The organism is Luteimonas sp. 22616, from assembly GCF_052044325.1.
GTDB lineage: Bacteria > Pseudomonadota > Gammaproteobacteria > Xanthomonadales > Xanthomonadaceae > Luteimonas.
The window spans coordinates 1,847,909-1,864,275 of sequence record NZ_JBQEMW010000001.1 but is presented as its reverse complement, the minus strand read 5'-3'; the positions used below and the strand labels follow the sequence as shown (position 1 = coordinate 1,864,275).

16 protein-coding genes are annotated in these 16,367 nt (G+C 68.9%); 9 read left to right on the top strand and 7 right to left on the bottom strand.

Annotation, left to right across the window (positions count from 1 at the left end; translation table 11 throughout):
• Positions 1-151: 151 nt before the first annotated feature.
• Complete coding sequence (locus tag ACTJIL_RS08545; protein ID WP_440755102.1) at positions 152-595, top strand: DUF6491 family protein; 444 nt, start codon at positions 152-154, stop codon at positions 593-595.
• Here ACTJIL_RS08545 and ACTJIL_RS08540 read toward each other — a convergent pair.
• From ACTJIL_RS08540 to ftsY, 5 genes are all read right to left on the bottom strand, one after another.
• On the bottom strand, positions 565-846 hold the full coding sequence (locus ACTJIL_RS08540) for an oxidative damage protection protein (RefSeq protein WP_440755101.1): 282 nt from the start codon (positions 844-846) through the stop codon (positions 565-567). The two genes, ACTJIL_RS08545 and ACTJIL_RS08540, sit on opposite strands and share 31 nt — an antisense overlap.
• Positions 843-1,979, bottom strand: a complete 1,137-nt coding sequence (gene mutY / locus ACTJIL_RS08535) for an A/G-specific adenine glycosylase (protein WP_440755100.1) — start codon at positions 1,977-1,979, stop codon at positions 843-845. The genes ACTJIL_RS08540 and mutY overlap by 4 nt, the downstream gene beginning before the upstream one ends.
• Complete coding sequence (locus tag ACTJIL_RS08530; protein ID WP_440755099.1) at positions 1,976-3,553, bottom strand: methyltransferase regulatory domain-containing protein; 1,578 nt, start codon at positions 3,551-3,553, stop codon at positions 1,976-1,978. The genes mutY and ACTJIL_RS08530 overlap by 4 nt, the downstream gene beginning before the upstream one ends.
• A gap of 122 nt (positions 3,554-3,675) precedes the next feature.
• Positions 3,676-4,929, bottom strand: coding sequence for a hypothetical protein (locus tag ACTJIL_RS08525; RefSeq protein WP_440755098.1), 1,254 nt, complete (start codon positions 4,927-4,929; stop codon positions 3,676-3,678).
• A 461-nt stretch (positions 4,930-5,390) separates the two neighbouring features.
• On the bottom strand, positions 5,391-6,641 hold the full coding sequence (gene ftsY, locus ACTJIL_RS08520; protein ID WP_440755097.1) for a signal recognition particle-docking protein FtsY: 1,251 nt from the start codon (positions 6,639-6,641) through the stop codon (positions 5,391-5,393).
• Positions 6,642-6,730: 89 nt separating this feature from the next.
• Between ftsY and rsmD the strand changes: the two genes are divergently transcribed.
• The 8 genes from rsmD to ACTJIL_RS08480 all read left to right on the top strand — a co-directional run bounded on the left by rsmD (position 6,731) and on the right by ACTJIL_RS08480 (position 13,174).
• A complete protein-coding gene (rsmD, locus tag ACTJIL_RS08515; RefSeq protein WP_440755096.1) occupies positions 6,731-7,372 on the top strand; it encodes a 16S rRNA (guanine(966)-N(2))-methyltransferase RsmD in 642 nt (213 codons plus the stop codon).
• Complete coding sequence (coaD, locus tag ACTJIL_RS08510; RefSeq protein WP_440755095.1) at positions 7,369-7,872, top strand: pantetheine-phosphate adenylyltransferase; 504 nt, start codon at positions 7,369-7,371, stop codon at positions 7,870-7,872. Before rsmD ends, coaD begins: the two co-directional genes overlap by 4 nt.
• A 35-nt stretch (positions 7,873-7,907) precedes the next feature.
• Complete coding sequence (locus ACTJIL_RS08505; protein ID WP_440755094.1) at positions 7,908-8,423, top strand: hypothetical protein; 516 nt, start codon at positions 7,908-7,910, stop codon at positions 8,421-8,423.
• A gap of 159 nt (positions 8,424-8,582) precedes the next feature.
• Positions 8,583-8,843, top strand: coding sequence for a YfhL family 4Fe-4S dicluster ferredoxin (locus tag ACTJIL_RS08500; protein WP_440755093.1), 261 nt, complete (start codon positions 8,583-8,585; stop codon positions 8,841-8,843).
• A gap of 134 nt (positions 8,844-8,977) precedes the next feature.
• Positions 8,978-10,732 carry a gamma-glutamyltransferase gene (gene ggt, locus ACTJIL_RS08495; protein ID WP_440755092.1) on the top strand — a complete coding sequence of 585 codons (1,755 nt, stop codon included), beginning with the start codon at positions 8,978-8,980 and terminating at the stop codon, positions 10,730-10,732.
• A 31-nt stretch (positions 10,733-10,763) separates the two neighbouring features.
• On the top strand, positions 10,764-11,342 hold the full coding sequence (locus tag ACTJIL_RS08490) for a hypothetical protein (RefSeq protein WP_440755091.1): 579 nt from the start codon (positions 10,764-10,766) through the stop codon (positions 11,340-11,342).
• 156 nt (positions 11,343-11,498) lie between these two features.
• On the top strand, positions 11,499-12,386 hold the full coding sequence (locus ACTJIL_RS08485; RefSeq protein ID WP_440755090.1) for an MBL fold metallo-hydrolase: 888 nt from the start codon (positions 11,499-11,501) through the stop codon (positions 12,384-12,386).
• Positions 12,387-12,406: 20 nt separating this feature from the next.
• Complete coding sequence (locus ACTJIL_RS08480; protein ID WP_440755089.1) at positions 12,407-13,174, top strand: TMEM43 family protein; 768 nt, start codon at positions 12,407-12,409, stop codon at positions 13,172-13,174.
• Between the two features lie 60 nt (positions 13,175-13,234).
• Here the strand turns inward: ACTJIL_RS08480 and upp are convergent, their stop codons facing one another.
• Positions 13,235-13,867: a uracil phosphoribosyltransferase gene (upp, locus tag ACTJIL_RS08475; protein WP_440755088.1), complete on the bottom strand. Its 633-nt coding sequence runs from the start codon at positions 13,865-13,867 to the stop codon at positions 13,235-13,237.
• Between the two features lie 110 nt (positions 13,868-13,977).
• Entirely contained in the window at positions 13,978-16,293 is a 2,316-nt protein-coding gene (locus ACTJIL_RS08470) for a TonB-dependent receptor plug domain-containing protein (protein WP_440755087.1), read from the bottom strand.
• Positions 16,294-16,367 lie beyond the last annotated feature (74 nt).

Below are 16,367 nucleotides of genomic sequence, written 5' to 3'. Positions count from 1 at the left end.
GTGCGAGGGCGAGATGATACGGGCCCGGGCGGCGGGCGGCAAGCCAATCCGCATCGGGGCTGAATGGGTGGCGCCGGCTTGACCCGGCTCCTCGCGGGCGGGGCGCATGATCGGGGTCCACTAGATAATCGCACTGCGAAAAGGAGCCGCGATGAAAACCTTCCCTGCCATTGCATCGCTGTTGCTGGCTGCCGCGACCGCGTCCTGTGCCAGCACCGGCATGAGCGACGCCGACAAGCTGGCCACCTATCGCGCGCACGCCGGCGCGCCGGTGCGCAGTTTCCAGTACTTCGGCCAGATCAACGGCTGGACGTCGCTGGGCGACAGCGCCGTCGCGGTATGGACCAAGCCCAACGAAGCCTGGCTGCTCGAACTGTCCGGCCGTTGCCCGGACATCGAGTACGCGCCCGTGATCACCGTGACCAGCCAGTTCAACCGGGTCAGCGCCAAGTTCGACAAGGTCGTGGCGCGCGGTTCGAACGCGATGGCCATCCCGTGCCAGATCAGCGAGATCCGTCCGCTCGACGTCAAGGCGATCAAGCAGGCTGAGAAGACCGCGCGCGATCAGCCGGCCGGGGAGTCCGACGGCACGTAGCCGGCCGGCTTCTCGGCGCCGCCGCCGAACAGGAATTTCTCCATCTCGACCTCGAGGAAGGCGCGGTGCTTCGGGTCCAGCGGCGAGAGCCGGTTCTCGTTGATGAGCATGGTCTGGTGCGCGAGCCACGCCGCCCAGCCGGCCTTGCCGATGTTGGCGAACACGCGCTTGCCCAGTTCACCGGGCCACGGCACGAAATCCAGGCCCTCGGCGTCCTTGTTCTCGTACTGGCAGTGCACCATGCGCGTCATGTCGGTGGATCCTCGTGGTCGGGGTGGAGCTGCGTTTCGAGCAGCGTCCTGATCGGGGCCGGGATGCCAAGCGCCGGGAGTTCGTCGCGTGCCACCCAGCGCAGGTCGTCATTGTCGCCCACCGCGTCGCGCATCGCGACTTCGCGCCATCGCAGCGGCTGCAGTGTGAGCCGGTAATGGGTGAAGCCGTGGGCGATCGCGTCGAGCGGTTCGCCATGGTCGTAGTCGCCGCTGACATGCGCGCCGAACCAGTCGCGCGCGGCCTCGTGCGTTTCGGTCTCGGGCAGCGACCACAGCGCGGCCCATATGCCGGTGGGCGGGCGCCGTTGCAGCAGCACGCGTCCGCCCGCGTCGCGCAGCAGCAGCACGTGGGCGCTGCGCTCGGGCAGCGGCTTGCCGGGCTTGGGCGTGGGTAGCATGGCGACGCGGCCGGCCGCCAGCGCGGCGCAATCGCCCTGCAGCGGGCACAGCACGCATGCGGGGTCGTGGCGGGTGCACAGGGTGGCGCCGAAATCCATCTGCGCCTGGGTGTAGTCGGCCATCCGCCCTGCCGGCAGGTGCGATTGCGCGACCTCCCACAGCGCCTTCTCCACCTTCGGCAGGCCGGGCCAGCCCTCGACGCCGTGGTAGCGGCACAGCACGCGCTTGACGTTGCCGTCGAGGATCGCGAAGCGGTCGCCCCAGGCCTGCGACAGGATCGCGCCCGCGGTGCTGCGGCCGATGCCGGGCAGGGCAAGCAGCGCATCGAAATCGCGCGGCAGCTCACTGCCATGGAGTTCGACGCAGGCGCGCGCAGCGGCATGCAGGTTGCGTGCGCGGGCGTAGTAGCCCAGCCCCGACCAGAGCGCGAGCACTTCGTCGAGTGGCGCCGCGGCCAGCGATGCGACATCCGGCAGCGCGGCGACGAAACGCTCGAAGTAGGGCACCACCACCCGCACCTGGGTCTGCTGCAACATGATTTCCGACAGCCACACGCGGTACGGCGAGCGCGGGTGCTGCCAGGGCAGGTCGTGGCGGCCGGAGACACTGAACCACGCGAGCAGCCGCGAGGCGAAACCATCGTCCACCGGCGAAGCCGCAGCCGACGCGGCCGGCGGCTGCTTGCGGGTGGACGGCGAAGTCCGGCGAGTCATTGCAGCAACTTCATGTCCTCGAGCCGGACGAGGAAGTCGTCGATTCGGCGTCGCAGTTCGGCATCCGATGCCGCGGCTGCCGGCGCGGGGGCGGCCGGACCGGGGAGGCCGCCCGTTCCTGCTGCCTGCCGCAGCACGGCGAGCATGTCGTCGATGCCATGCGCGCCGTCGAGCAGCGCCAGGATTTCCATCGACGCGGCGTCGAGCATGATGGGTTCGTGCCAGTCGTTGAAGACATGGCCGCCGTTGCCGGAAGCGGCCAGGAGCGCAGCGTGTCGCCGCGTGATGGCGGGAACCAACGGTCGTGGGCTGGCCTTGCGGGATCCTGCGACGGGCTGGAGCCGGAAAGTACCGATCCCGCGCCTGACCAGCATGGCGAGGAACTGCAACAACTGCGGCTCGACCTGCTCGGGCGCGCCGATCCTGTCCTGGATGCCGGCGGCCATCGCCTTGACTGACAGCGTTCCCGGCCAGGCCTCCGTCAGCAGGACGGCGGCGGCTTTGAAGACCGGGGTGGCGAGGGTTGCCACATGCGCGGACATGCTGCCGAATCGCTGGGGGCGCGTGTCGTAGCTGACCGCTCCGTCCAGGCACGGCAGGTCAGCCGTGTAGTGCAATCCGCGCAGCCGCTGGTCGTCGAGCCGGTAGCCTGCACTGCGTTTCAGGCCTTCGCGAAACAGCAGTGTCTGCCGGAACTCGCGATTGCCGATGAAGTCCATGCACTGTTCGAGCTGGCGTTGGTCGCCGCCGTACTCCTTCAGGAGCGGCTCGGCCACGTCGGGCGGCAGGTTCGTGGCGAACATTGTTGCGACCTCGGCATCGGCGAGGTAGGCCAGCCCATGGTCCGCAGCGTGGGCAAGGAAATCGTGGAAATAGCAGGGCAGGTTGTTGGGCTCGAGGAATTCGTGCGCCACGTAGTCGTCGCGGCCATCCCGCACGGTGGGCGCGTACTGGCCGACGATCCGCGCAATGACGCTGTCGGGGGCGACGCTCCGACCAAGGAAATCGATCATCGACCTCCCTGCCTGCAGGCGCAGCTGCGGATCCTGCTGGCGGACGCTCCGGAACAGCATCGCGTCGCGAATGACTTCCTTGGCTTTCCAGCCGGGGTAGGTGTTGTAGCTGATGTAGGCGACCCCATTGGAACTCAGCTGGCGCTCGCAGATATGCATGATGGCGTCGCGCACATGCGCCGGCACCCAGCTGTAGACGCCGTGGCAGATCACGTAGTCGAACGTGCCGGGAGAGTCGGCGAGCCTGGCAATGTCGCCCTGCTTGAGCTGGATGTTGTCCAGCCCGAGCGCCTGGACCATGCGTTGGCCGTCGGCGACCTGGCGCCCGGACAGGTCCACGCCCAACGCCGTCGCGCCGCGGTTGCGCGCGGCGTAGGGAATCAGGTTGCCGCCTGCCGCACACCCGAGTTCCAGCACCCTGGCTGTCGCCGGGTCCGGGGTGGACAGGCCGAACAGGTGCGCGATGGCTGCGATGCGCTCCGGCGCGCAGTGCGGGAACGGAAGCGACAGGTATGGCTGGTTGTCATACGCTTGCCGGGTCAGATCGGTGTTCGCTTGCATGGATCCAAGTGTCTCGCTGCGGGCGGCGCGATTGCCGGCGACCGGATGATTCTAGCCAGTGGATGGTGCGCCAGCCGGCGGCCGCTTGCCGCGCCGCGTGGATAAGACGGCTTGCTGCGGTGCTAGCGATCCTGCATGGCCCGGGGTGCCGGCACGTCCTGGAATTCCACTTCGACCCCTTCCAGACGGGCACCCGAAACGTCCAGTTGCGGCACCACCAGGTGCCCCGTGAGCGGAGGCAGCGGCGAGCCCCCGGCCGGCGACGTTATCCATTTGGCGATGGCGGGCATGCGGAAGCTTGCATCGAAACGCGCCGCGCCGCGCTGGATTCCGAGGGCCACCACGTCGTCGAGATCGCCGCGGCCGAGGTAGCCCAGGGCGAATGGCAGCGGTGCGTGCGATTCCCCGATCGGCGGCGGCAATGCCGGCCAGGCGTCGGGCCAGTCGGCGAGTCTGCCTTCCAGGTCGAGCAGCAGGCGCTTGCCGTAGGCCAGCGCGCCGCCGGCGTCGAGGTTCGGGACCGTGCCGTCGCCGCGCAGCGCGATGCCGGCCGGGGCGAGCGCGAGGGTGCCGTCGCGAACCAGCAGCGGCGAAGTGATGGCGAAGGCGAACGGCAGCCGGGTGTCGCCGGATTCGTAGCGGCCGCTCATGCGCGCGCGCAGGCGTGCGCTGCGGATGCCGTTGTCGCCGAAGTGCAGGGGTGCCGACAGCTGCAGCCTTGCCGGCAGGCGCCAGTTGCCGGAGGACGCTGTCAGCGGGCCGACGATGGCGATGCCGGCGTCGTTGGCCGGTCGCGACATGGCCAGCGCCAAGTCAAAGTGCAACGCAAGCTCGCCCGATGCAAAACGCCCCGCGGCGCGTCCGTCGATGCGTTGGTCCCGATGCAGTCGTGGCAGCGAAATCGAGAGACCGTCGACGCGCCAGCCGTCGCCGTCGATGCGCCCGTCGCTGACCTGCAGGCCGTCGCTGAGCGTCGGCATGCGCGTCTTGCCGGGCGGACGGGTTGCCAGCCAGTGCTGCAGCGCCGGCAGGTCGAGCACCGGCGCATCGAGTTCGACGCGGGTGATGTCGAGTTGCGCGCCGCGACTGCGGACCGTCGACCAGGGCACCGAGACATACATGCGCTGCGCGCGCAGCAGTGGGGTGGCTGCACCGGGTTCGCGCGCGACCACGTTGCGAACGACCAGCAGCGGCGTGCCGCGCAGGCGGTATTCGCTGGTGCCGGTGGCGGTGATCTCCAGTCCAAGCGACTTGCCGAGCGTGTCGAGCACGAAGCCGGCGACGCGTTGTGGTTGCAGGAGCAGGTACAGGCCCAGCGCAAGCAGCACCAGGAGCACGGCTGCGGCGGCGAGGAGAATGATAGGGCGGTTACGCATCGGTGGCGTCCGATGGCATCGCCGGGGTCGGTCTTTGCGCTCGATGCATGGCCTGCCATGGCATCAAGGAAGAAGCGTTTCGCGCCGTGACGGCGCGAGCCACCTTTCTTTGCTTGTGCAAAGAAACCTGGCGCAAAGAAAGCACACCCCGCCTGCGCGCCCGATGCTGCGCATCGGGTTCGCGGCGCCGGCGGGAATTTTCGGAAGGGGCATCCTGCCCCTGCCGAAAACGCCATGCATCCATGCATGTCGCCCCTGCGGGGTTTGGCCCGCCGTCTCCGCCGCTACGGAGGGGCCCCGGTAGGTCAAGGTCAACAGCAAAGCCCGAACCCGAATCTCGTGGGAGCGGCTTCAGCCGCGAGCTTTTTGCAAGGGCGCCCGGCGAAACCAGAAGCTCGCGGCTGAAGCCGCTCCTGCAAGGCTCCGGTGGCGGCGTCCGCGAACGACGCGCCGCTGCCGTGCTAGGCGTTGCCCAGTTCACCGGGCAGCAGCGCGTCGACAAAGGCCTCGGCGTCGAACACGCGCAGGTCCTCGGGGCGTTCACCGATGCCGGCGTAGCGGATCGGGATGCCGAACTCGCGCGCCAGCGCGAACACCACGCCGCCCTTGGCGCTGCCGTCGAGCTTGGTCACCACCAGCCCGGTGACGCCGGCCGCGGCGTGGAACTGGCGCAGCTGCGACAGCGCGTTCTGGCCCGTGGTGCCGTCGATCACCATCAGCACTTCGTGCGGCGCCGCGGGGTCGAGCTTGCCGAGCACGCGCTTGATCTTGCCCAGTTCGGCCATCAGCCCCTGCTGGGTGTGCAGGCGGCCGGCAGTGTCGGCGATCAGCACGCCAACGCCGCGCGCCTTCGCCGCCTGCAACGCGTCGAACGCCACCGAGGCGGCGTCCGCGTTCTGGCCCTGCGCCACCACGGGCACGCCGTTGCGCTCGCCCCAGGCTTGCAACTGGGCCACGGCAGCAGCGCGGAACGTGTCGCCTGCGGCCAGCATCAGGCTGCGGCCCTCGTCCTTGTAGCGCCGCGCCAGCTTGCCGATGGTGGTGGTCTTGCCGACGCCGTTGACGCCGACAGTGAGGATGACGAACGGCCTGGCGCCCTCGTCGATCACCAGTGGCCTGGCGACCGGTTCGAGCAGCGCCACCAGTTCCGCCCGCAGCGCCACGAGCAACGCGCGCGCATCGGCGAACTCGCGCGCCTTCATGCGCTTGCGCAGGTGTTCGACCAGTTGCGTGGTGGCGGTGACGCCGACGTCGGCGGTGATCAGGGCCGTCTCGATCTCGTCGAGCAGGTCGTCGTCGAGTTTCGGGTTGCGCGAGAACAGGCCGCCGAGCCCGCGGGCGATGCCGCTGCCGCGCAGGCGCTCGCGCCAGCCGGGCTTGCCGGGCGCGGCGGCGGGTTTTTCCTGCACCTGCGCCGGGGCAGGGGCGTCGGGCAGTGCCGGAACCGGCGTTGCAGCCCGTGCGGGTGCAACCAGTTCCACGGATTCGGGCCGGGCGTCGGATGGGGGCGGAAGCGCCGGCGCGGCGTTCGCCTCATCGGTGGCGGTTGTGGTATCGGCATCGGGCCTGGCGTGGTCGCCGGATTCCATGGTGCCGGCGGGCTTCGGGAATGCCGCGGCCAGCGCGTCGATGTCGAGGCCGCTTTTGCGGGGTTCGCCGGTCGCGCCGGCGGCCGCATCCTTGTCCTTCCTGCGGCGGAAAAAACTGACCATGTGTCGCCAATGCCGTGGGGGAATGGTTTTGTCCGCGCAAGCGCGGAAAAATGGCCGATCATGGTAGCACCCGGCATCCAGGCAACCGCATGAAACAACGCAGTGCGAAAGCCGCGCCGCGCGGCCGCGAAGGCAGCGTGCGCATCATCGGTGGACGCTGGCGCGGCACCCGCCTGCCGGTTCCCGACCTGCCCGGGCTGCGGCCCACGTCCGACCGCGCGCGAGAAACCCTGTTCAACTGGCTGCAGCCCGCGCTGCCGGGCGCGCGGGTGCTGGACCTGTTCGCCGGCAGTGGCGCGCTCGGGCTGGAAGCGCTGTCGCGCGGCGCCCGCGAGGCGCTGCTGGTGGAGCGCGATCCGGGGCTGGCCGAATCGCTGCGGGCCACGATCGAACGCCTGCACGCCGGCGACGAGGCCAAACCGGTGCGCGCCGATGCGCTGTCGCTGCTACGCGCGCCGCTGCAGGGACGGTTCGACATCGTGTTCGTCGATCCGCCGTTCGACGACGGGCTCTGGGGCGCGGTGCTGGCGGCGTTGCCGCCGTGGCTGTCCGACGACGCATGGCTTTACTTGGAATCGCCCGCCGACCGCCCGGTCGAACCCGGCGCCGGCTGGCGCCTGCACCGTGAGGGCCGCAGCCGCGACGCGCGCCACGCCCTGTACCGTCGATCCGGCGGGGGCGCTGCTACACTGGAGCAGGTTCCCGACGACAGCGCGACGAGCACCCCATGAGCGTGGCCCGCAACCGCATCGCGGTCTATCCCGGCACCTTCGATCCGATCACCAGCGGCCATGTCGACCTGGTCGATCGCGCCGCGCCGCTGTTCGAGCGCCTGATCGTCGGCGTGGCCGAGAGTCCCGGCAAGGGCCCGGCGCTGCCGCTGGCGCTGCGCGTGGACTTGGCGCGCGAGGCGCTGGCACGCCACGACAACGTCGAGGTGCGCGGCTTCGACTCGCTGCTGGCGCACTTCGTCAAGGAAGTCGGCGGCGGTGTGCTGCTGCGCGGCCTGCGCGCGGTGTCGGATTTCGAATACGAGTTCCAGCTGGCCAGCATGAACCGCCACCTGATCCCCGAGGTCGAGACCCTGTTCCTGACCCCCGCCGAGCAGTACGGCTTCATCTCGTCCTCGCTGGTGCGCGAGATCTCGCGACTGGGCGGCGACGTCACCGATTTCGTTCCACCGGCCGTGGCGCGTGCGCTGCAGGCCGAATGGAAGCGGACCCGCGCATGAGCACCACCCTCCAACCACCCGTCCAGGGGACCACCATGAAAACCTTCTCCATGAACATCCTCAGCCACCGCGCGCTGCAAGTCTTCCTCGTCGCCTGTCTCGTGGTGCCGTTCGCGGCATGCAAGAAGGAGGAGGCGCCGAAGGAAGCCGTGGCGGCGCCACTGACCGCCCCGGCCGACGACGACATCAACGCCTGGCGTGCGTACGTGTCCGACGCGGTGACCCGCAACATGGGCGGCATCAGCAACCAGCCCTATGTCTACCTGCTGCCGGGCGAGAACTCCGAGGGCTTCGAGGGCTCGTACGAGCGCCTCGCCGAAAAGGCCGAGACCGACGTTGCCCGCGGCATCATCGGCGGCAACATGCTGGCCTACGCTTCGCCGGCCTCGGCCAAGATGGCCGACATCGTGGTCGCCTCGTTCAAGGACGTGCCGGCGGACACCATGAAAGGCGTGCGCGTGTTGTTCATCGGCGACGCCGCCGACAACGAACGGGTCAAGGCCGCGGTGAGCCCTGCTGGCGTGACCTACGTCTTCATCGAAGCGAAGTGATGCACTGAAGCCCTCCCCTTCAAGGGGAGGGTTCGGGTGGGGATGGTGGTGCGGGCAACCAGATGCCGGCAACAACACCATCCCCATCCCGGCCTTGCCCTTGATGGGGAAGGAGAAGAGCAAAGCCAGCTTTGCTCAGCAGATCCCCCGACGCCGGTCATGTCCCTCAAGATCAACGAACTCTGCGTCAACTGCGATGTCTGCGAGCCGGCCTGTCCCAACCAGGCGATCTCGCAGGGCGAAGCGATCTACGTGATCGATCCGGCACGCTGCACCGAGTGCGTCGGCCATTTCGACGAACCGCAGTGCGTGGTGGTCTGCCCGGTCGAATGCATCGACCCGGACCCGGATCATCCGGAAAGCCGCGAAAGCCTGCTGGCCAAGATGCAGCGGCTGCAGCTTGGCGAGGCCGGTGCGTGAGCGGCGGCCCGTCGGCAATCGCCATGGCACGGGACGAACGGCCATGATCGGATTAGCCGCATGATCCGGAGCCGCTCCAACTGCGCCAGGGAGGCATCGGAATGCACACCAGAAACCGTCTGACCGGAGTTCGCATGAAATCCATCATCCGCCTGCTGTTCGTCTCGCTCTTCGCCCTGGCGCCGGCCATGGCCGCGCCGCGGGATGCCGCAACGCCGACAACGCCAGCAGCGCATCCGCCCGGCGCCGCCATTGCTTCCGGCCATGCCCTGGCCACCGATGCCGGGCTGCAGATCCTGCGCGAAGGCGGCAACGCGTTCGACGCTGCGGTGGCGGTGTCGTCGACGCTGTCGGTGGTCGAGCCGATCAGTTCCGGCCTCGGCGGCGGTGGCTTCTTCCTGCTGCACGATGCGAAGACCGGCCAGGACGTCTTCATCGACGCGCGCGAGACCGCGCCCGCCGCGGCGACCGAGGCCGAATACCTGCTGGAGAACGGTGACTTCAACCGCGACCGGGCGATGAACGGCCCATGGTCGGCCGGTATCCCGGGCCTGCCGGCGGCGTTCGTGCACCTGGCCGAGAAGTACGGGAAGCTGCCGCTGAAAACCACGCTGGCGCCTGCGATCCGGATCGCCAACGAGGGCTTCCCGGTGTACGCGCGCATGGCCCGGGGTTATGCGTCGCGCCGCGACGTGATGGACCGCTATCCCGGTACCCGCGCGGTGTACCTGGCCAGCGGCAAGCCGATCGCGGAAGGCGACACCTTCCGGCAGCCGGATCTCGCGCGCACGCTGGAACGGCTGGCCGAGCAGGGCTTCGACGGCTTCTATCGCGGCGAAACCGCGGACCTGCTGCTCAAGGGCGTCAACGACGAAGGCGGCAAGTGGACGGCCGAGGAACTGGCCGGCTACCGGGTGCGCGAACGCGCGCCGATCGTGTTCGACTACCACGGCTGGAAGATCACCACCGCGCCGCCGCCGTCCTCGGGCGGCATCGCGCTGGCCGAAATGCTGCAGATCCTCGAGGGCTGGAACCTCGCCAAGCTCGACCAGACGCAGCGCGCCCACCTGGTCGTCGAGGCGATGCGCCGCGCCTACCGCGACCGCACCTTCTACCTGGGCGACCCGGATTTCGTGAAGATCCCGCAGCGCACGCTGACAAGCCGCGACTACGCCGCCGGCCTGCGCGCGACGATCAATCCCGACAAGGCCACCCCCAGCGACATGCTCTCGGGCAAGCAGACGCCGCTGGAGGACGACGAGACCACGCACTTCTCGATCATCGACGCCGACGGCAACCGCGTGGCCGCCACGCAGACGGTCAACCTGCTGTATGGCTCGGGGCTGATCCCGCCGGGCACCGGCGTGCTGCTCAACGACGAGATGGACGACTTCGCGCTCAAGCCCGGCACGCCCAACGCCTTCGGCGTGATGGGCTATGACGCCAACGCGCCGAAGCCCGGCAAGCGCATGCTCAGTTCGATGACGCCGACCTTCATGGAATCGGACAACAAGGTCGCCGTGCTCGGCACGCCCGGCGGCAGCCGCATCATCACCATGGTGCTGCTGGGCATCCTCGGCTACGACGACGGCCTGGACGCGCAGCAGGTCGCCGCGCTGCCGCGCTACCACCACCAGTGGATGCCGGACGTGATCGAGGCGGAGTCCGATGCATTCACGCCGGACGTGGTGAAGGGACTGCGTGCGATGGGACACACGGTGGATGTGCCGGACGAGGAAGCCGGCGACGACGGACGCCGTTCCAGCCACGTCTGGGGCAACCTGCAGACCGTGGAATGGGACAAGGCCACCGGCAAGCTGTCCGGCGGAACCGACCCGCGCAATCCGGTAGGCGCCGCGAAGGTGGAGCTGTCGTCGCCCCAACGCTGACAGCACGCGCAACCGAACAACGAGCATCCGCATGCCGGACCAAGAGAAGAAGCCCCTGTTGCACGTGCTGCCGGCGATCCTGACCGGGGCCGCGGCGTTGATTGCGTCGTTGACCGCGGTTTACGTCAACACGCGCGGTGACCGGCAAGCCGCGCCGCAGCAGGTTTCGGCATCGTCGGCGCCGCAGGTGGTCGCTTCCGCGCCTGCGCTTGCCGCGGCGGCGTCGGTGCCGCGCACCGCACACCTGCGCCTGGACCGCATCGCCGTGCAGCACGATGGTTCGATGGGCACCACCGACTGGCGCTTCGCGGTCGAACTCGACGACCAGCCGCTGTTCGTGTTCCAGCAAGATGGCCTGGACGATACCGGCGGGCGCAACGTGGTGCTGCCGAAGGACGTTGGCAGCAACGTCGACATCGCGCCCGGCAAGCCGGCCCGCCTCGTCGTCAAGGCCTGGCGCGGCAGCCGCCTGCGCCTGGTGGAAGGCGAACCCGATGCGCAGGGCGAGGGAATGCTGGCAGGCACCGGTGCACTTGCGCCGCTGGCCGTGGCCGCGACGAAGCCGGAGAAGGGCGCGTTCGTCCTGTATTTTTCGGCGGCTTCCGAATAGGCCAGGGTCGCTCGTCGGAGCGACCATGACCACGATCGGGCTGCCGACGAAAACAATCGCGGCCATGGCCGCTCCCACAGCTCGATGAGCGCGGCTGACATCCGTTTAAGCAACGGCGCGGTAACATGCCGGCATGCGATCACGGGCGCAGTAGCCATGAAACTCTGGTCAATCCTCGGTAACAGCCAGCAACTCGACGGCGGCGCGATGTTCGGCAACGCGCCGCGCGCGATGTGGGCCAAGTGGATGGCGCCCGACGATGCGAACCGCATCCCGCTGGCCTGCCGCGCGCTGCTCGCCAGCCCGCTGGCGGGGAAGACCGTGCTGTTCGAGACCGGCATCGGCGCGTTCTTCGAACCGAAGCTGCGCGAGCGCTACGGCGTGGTGGAGGACCGCCACGTGCTGCTCGAATCGCTGCGCGCGGCCGGCTTCGAACATGGCGACATCGACGTGGTGGTGCTGTCGCACCTGCACTTCGACCATGCCGGCGGCCTGCTGGCGGCGTGGTCGGAAGGCCGGGCGCCGGAGCTGCTGTTCCCCAACGCCACGTTCCTGGTCGGCGCCGAGCAGTGGCAACGCGCGCGGCACCCGCATCCGCGCGACCGCGCCAGCTACATCCCGGAGCTGCCGCAGCTGCTCGAAGACAGCGGCCGGCTGGAGATCGTCGAGGGCGACCGCTCGCGCACGCTGGGCGACGCGGTGCGCTTCCACTACAGCGATGGGCATACGCCGGGCCTGATGCTGGCCGAGATCATCGGCCCGGAACGCGTCGACGGGCAGGCCCACGGCGGCGTCGTGTTCTGCGCCGACCTGGTGCCGGGCAAGCCGTGGGTGCATGTGCCGATCACGATGGGCTACGACCGCAACCCCGAGCTGCTGATCGACGAGAAGCGGGCGTTCCTCGAAGACAAGTTCGCGCGCAACGTGCATCTGTTCTTCACCCACGACCCGGCGGTCGCGCTGGCGCAGCTGGTGCGCGACGACAAGGGCCGCTTCGGCACCACCCACGAGACCGCGGAACTGCAGGCGAGGGTGCTGGGCTGATGCAGGCGCGTGGTGGCTGCATGCGCATGCCGACCGATGGCCACGCACGTGCGCGGCTGCGATGCGCGGCGCTGCTCGCATGTGCACTGGCCTGGTTGCCGGCGGCGGTTCCCGCGCAGGTAAAGCCGGCGGGCGAGGGTGCTGCGCCGCAAGGCGAAGCACAGGTGGGCAAGGCGCTGCGCGACGCGGACTTCGGCGTCACCACGCGTCATGCCGGCCTGCAGCGCCACGTCGAGATGTACCAGTGGACGCGCGCCGGCGGCGGCTACGCGCTGGAATGGCGCGGGGCGCGCGTGGATTCGTCCGGTTTCGCGCCGGGGCACGAGAATCCGCGCGAGATGCCGCTGCGCGAGCGCGAGTGGCGCGCGCCGGTCAGCGTCGACGGACTGCCGGTGCCGGAGGACGTCGTTGCTGCGCTCGGCAAGTGGCAGCCGTTCCGGCCGGGTTTTTCCGCATTGCCCGGCAACATGTCGGCGACCTTCCAGCCCGAGGGCGATGGCCTGGGCAGCGCCGAAAACCCGCTGGCGCCGCGGGTCGGCGACCTGCGCGTGACCTGGCGGGCCCTGGTGTTGCCGCCGCTGGCCGACCGGCTGGCGCTGCGCGACGGCAAGTGGACATTGCGGACGCCTGCGGTTGAACCCGTTGCCGCGGACGCGGCGGCCGGTGGGAAAACATCGCAGCGCGACGAAGCCCGCGACCGGCCACGCTGGCCGTTCGTCGTCGCGCCGATCTTCATCGTGTTGCTGGTGGTGGCCGTCGTGGTGCGACGCCGCAGGTCGCAGGCGTAGCGACGCGCGATCGGATCCTCCGCGAGCCGTCGGAGCGCAGCCCCGACCCGTGGGCCATGGTTAGCCGACGCGGGTGCCGAAGATCTTGTCGCCGGCGTCGCCGAGGCCGGGCAGGATGTAGCCCTTCTCGTTGAGGCGCTCGTCGATCGAGGCGGTATAGACCTCGACGTCCGGGTGCGCGGCTTCCAGCGCCTTGAGCCCTTCCGGCGCCGCGACGAGAAACAGGCCCTTGATGCGCGCCGCGCCCGCGGCCTTGAGCATGTCGACGGTGGCGACCAGGGTGCCGCCGGTGGCGAGCATCGGGTCGAGGATCAGCGCGGTGCGGTCGGCCATGTCGCCGACAAGGTTTTCGTAATAGGGCATCGCGGCCAGCGAGGCCTCGTCGCGCTTGATCCCGACCACGCTCACTTTCGCCGCCGGGATCAGTTCCAGCACCCCGGGCAGCATGCCGATGCCGGCCCGGAGGATCGGCACCAGGGTGATCTTGCGGCCCTTGATCCGGCGCACGCGCACGGTGCCGGCCCAGCCTTCGACGTCCGCGTCCTCGGTCTCCAGGTCCGACGTGGCTTCGTAGGTCAGCAGCGTGGCGACCTCGGCGGCGAGTTCGCGGAAGGTCTTGGTGCTGTTGTCGGCGCGGCGCATCAGGCCAAGCTTGTGCTGCACCAGCGGGTGGCGGACTTCGACGATTTTCATGGCGGGCCGAGGCGGGAAGTTGCCGGAAGTCTGCATCAAACCCACGGGTCCCACAAAGAAGAAGCCGGCTTGTGCCGGCTTCTCCTGCTGCTCCCTGGCATGCGACGCGGTCAGAACGCCCAGCGCATGACCAGCTGGTAGCTCGGGCCGGCCTCTTCGGTCTCCAGCTCGTACTCGTCGTGGTTGCGCGCGAGCTGATCGTCGATGGTGTCGAACTTGTGGAAGACCTCGTCCTTCGAGGCGTCCAGCAGGTTGGACGCCGTCAGGCGCAGCGACACGTTGTCGCCGAAGCGCTTCTCGACGAAGGCCTCCAGGTCCTTGCCGTACCTGATGGTGACTTCCTCGCCGACGATGCGCTCATACGCGTCGCCCTGCTTGCGGTACGACACGCCGAAGCTGGCGGCCAGCGTCGGCAGGTCCTGGATGAAGCCGACGTTGAAGGCCGACCTGGCCTGGTTGTTGAAGCGGCGCTCGCCCATGAAGTCGTCGACGTCGGACTTGATGTAGGCGTAGTTCATGAACACGCCGGTGTTGTCCATGCCGAAGGCGGTCAGCGGGGTGGACAGGTCGAACTCGACCCCGTAGACCTTGCCGTCGCCGACGTTGGCCGAGGTGAACAGCCAGCTGTCGGCCGGTTCCGCGGCCATGGCTTCCTCGACGGTGGCGTACTCGCCGTCCTCGACCATGTCCTCCCAGGCGTCCTGCATCTCCTCGCTGGGTTCGCCGGTGTTGACCAGTTCGATCAGGCTTTTGACATCGCGGTAGAAGAAGTTGATGCCGACCACGCCGCGCTTGCCGAGGCGGCGCTCGTAGCCCAGGTCGAGGCCGTTCGCGGTTTCCGGGTCGAGCTCCGGGTTGCCGATGTAGTCGTTGTCGCCGTATTCGCCGTCGAGCAGGGCCGGGATCAGTTCGTTGAAGTTCGGGCGCTTGATGCTCCTGGCCAGCGACAGGCTGATGCGGTCGGCGTCGGTCAGGTCCCACTTCAGGTGCAGCGACGGCAGCAGCTCGCCGTAGTCCTTGGACACGCGGATGGTGTCGCCGTCCTGGCTGGATTCGATGTCCGAGTCGGTGGTCTCGTAGCGCAGGCCGGCTTCCCAGGCCAGCGCGCCGGCGCCGCCGGAGAACATCAGGTAGGGATCGATGCGGGTTTCCTCGATCAGGCTGCCAACCATGGTGTCGGGTTCGTACACCACCGGGTCGCCCTCGTTTTCGGCCGCGAACTCGTAGTAGGCGTGGTCGATCTCGCGCTTCTTGCTGCGGTAGTCGATGCCCAACTCCATTTCGGCGGCGCCGAGCGAGCGCTTGTGCGCCAGCTTCAGGCTGCTTTCGGCGTCGCTGGCGTCGATGTCCAGGCGCTCGGCCTCGGACTCGTCCCACGCGCCGTCGACGTAGGCGTGCGCTTCCTCGGACTCCATGCTCTTGTCCTCGAAGCGGGCATGGTCGAGGTCGATCTCGGTGGTGCCACCGGCCATGTCGAATTTGTACTCGACGCCGATGCCCCAGTTCTGCTGGTCGACGGTGGCCAGGCCCGGGACGTTGGCGGTGATCACCTCGCCGTCGTCGTACTCCTCCTCGAAGGAGACTTCGGTGACGTCGCGGTCGGTCTTGACGTAGAAGCCGTCGATGCTCAGGCGCCCGGTCTCGCCGACGTCGGCGGTCCAGGAGACATTGCCCGAGTAGTCGCGGCCGTCCTTCACTTCGGCCTGGTCCTCCCAGCTGACCAGCTCTTCCATCGACGGATCCGAGAAGCGGTCCGAGCGCTTGGTCTTGCCGCGGTAGCGGTCCTGCACGTTGATGCCGCCGAGGATGCGGCCACCCAGCGCTTCGCCGCTGGCCACGGCGCCCAGGGTCGGGTTCACCTCGCCGTCGTCCCAGCGGTTCGCGCCGATGCGCAGATAGCCGCCGTCGAACTCGTAGGCGTCGCGCAGGATGATGTTGATCGCGCCGGCGACGGCATCGCCCGAGCGGTTTGCGCTGTTGCTGCGCAGGACTTCGATGCGGTCGACCATCTCCGCCGGGATGCGGTCCACCCAGAACGAGCGGTCGTCGCCTGCGCCCGGCACCTGCTTGCCGTTGATCAGCACCTGGGTATAGCCGCCGCCGAGGCCGCGCAGCTGCACGCCGTCGTACTCCATGATGTCGGAGCCGACGAAAGCGGCGCCAGGCAGGCGCTTGACCATGTCGCCGACGGTGGCCGGCTCGAAGCGCTGGAAGTATTCCAGGTCGTAGCTCAGTACCGGCGCGATGTCGGGGGTGCGGTTGCGGTAGGCGATCTCGGCCTGCACGACGACGGTGTCGAGCTGCTTCGGTTCGGGCAACGCATCGGCCGAGCCGTCGGGCGTGGCGACCTGGGCGAAGGCGGTCGGCGCCACCAGCGCGAGCAGCAATGCCCGTGACAGGACGGTGGCCTTGAAGACGTGGTTCATGCGAGGTGGATCCCGGTGCGAAGTGATCCGGGCATTGGATGGCACCCGCATGGCAGGAATGTGACCGTCGCCGC

Bases quoted from the DNA above. Each gene is read 5' to 3' on its own strand.
- ACTJIL_RS08545 (WP_440755102.1), top strand. From the start codon at position 152: ATGAAAACCTTCCCTGCCATTGCATCGCTGTTGCTGGCTGCCGCGACC.
- ACTJIL_RS08540 (WP_440755101.1), bottom strand. From the start codon at position 846: ATGACGCGCATGGTGCACTGCCAGTACGAGAACAAGGACGCCGAGGGC.
- mutY (WP_440755100.1), bottom strand. From the start codon at position 1,979: ATGACTCGCCGGACTTCGCCGTCCACCCGCAAGCAGCCGCCGGCCGCG.
- ACTJIL_RS08530 (WP_440755099.1), bottom strand. From the start codon at position 3,553: ATGCAAGCGAACACCGATCTGACCCGGCAAGCGTATGACAACCAGCCA.
- ACTJIL_RS08525 (WP_440755098.1), bottom strand. From the start codon at position 4,929: ATGCGTAACCGCCCTATCATTCTCCTCGCCGCCGCAGCCGTGCTCCTG.
- ftsY (WP_440755097.1), bottom strand. From the start codon at position 6,641: ATGGTCAGTTTTTTCCGCCGCAGGAAGGACAAGGATGCGGCCGCCGGC.
- rsmD (WP_440755096.1), top strand. From the start codon at position 6,731: ATGAAACAACGCAGTGCGAAAGCCGCGCCGCGCGGCCGCGAAGGCAGC.
- coaD (WP_440755095.1), top strand. From the start codon at position 7,369: ATGAGCGTGGCCCGCAACCGCATCGCGGTCTATCCCGGCACCTTCGAT.
- ACTJIL_RS08505 (WP_440755094.1), top strand. From the start codon at position 7,908: ATGAAAACCTTCTCCATGAACATCCTCAGCCACCGCGCGCTGCAAGTC.
- ACTJIL_RS08500 (WP_440755093.1), top strand. From the start codon at position 8,583: ATGTCCCTCAAGATCAACGAACTCTGCGTCAACTGCGATGTCTGCGAG.
- ggt (WP_440755092.1), top strand. From the start codon at position 8,978: ATGAAATCCATCATCCGCCTGCTGTTCGTCTCGCTCTTCGCCCTGGCG.
- ACTJIL_RS08490 (WP_440755091.1), top strand. From the start codon at position 10,764: ATGCCGGACCAAGAGAAGAAGCCCCTGTTGCACGTGCTGCCGGCGATC.
- ACTJIL_RS08485 (WP_440755090.1), top strand. From the start codon at position 11,499: ATGAAACTCTGGTCAATCCTCGGTAACAGCCAGCAACTCGACGGCGGC.
- ACTJIL_RS08480 (WP_440755089.1), top strand. From the start codon at position 12,407: ATGCGCATGCCGACCGATGGCCACGCACGTGCGCGGCTGCGATGCGCG.
- upp (WP_440755088.1), bottom strand. From the start codon at position 13,867: ATGAAAATCGTCGAAGTCCGCCACCCGCTGGTGCAGCACAAGCTTGGC.
- ACTJIL_RS08470 (WP_440755087.1), bottom strand. From the start codon at position 16,293: ATGAACCACGTCTTCAAGGCCACCGTCCTGTCACGGGCATTGCTGCTC.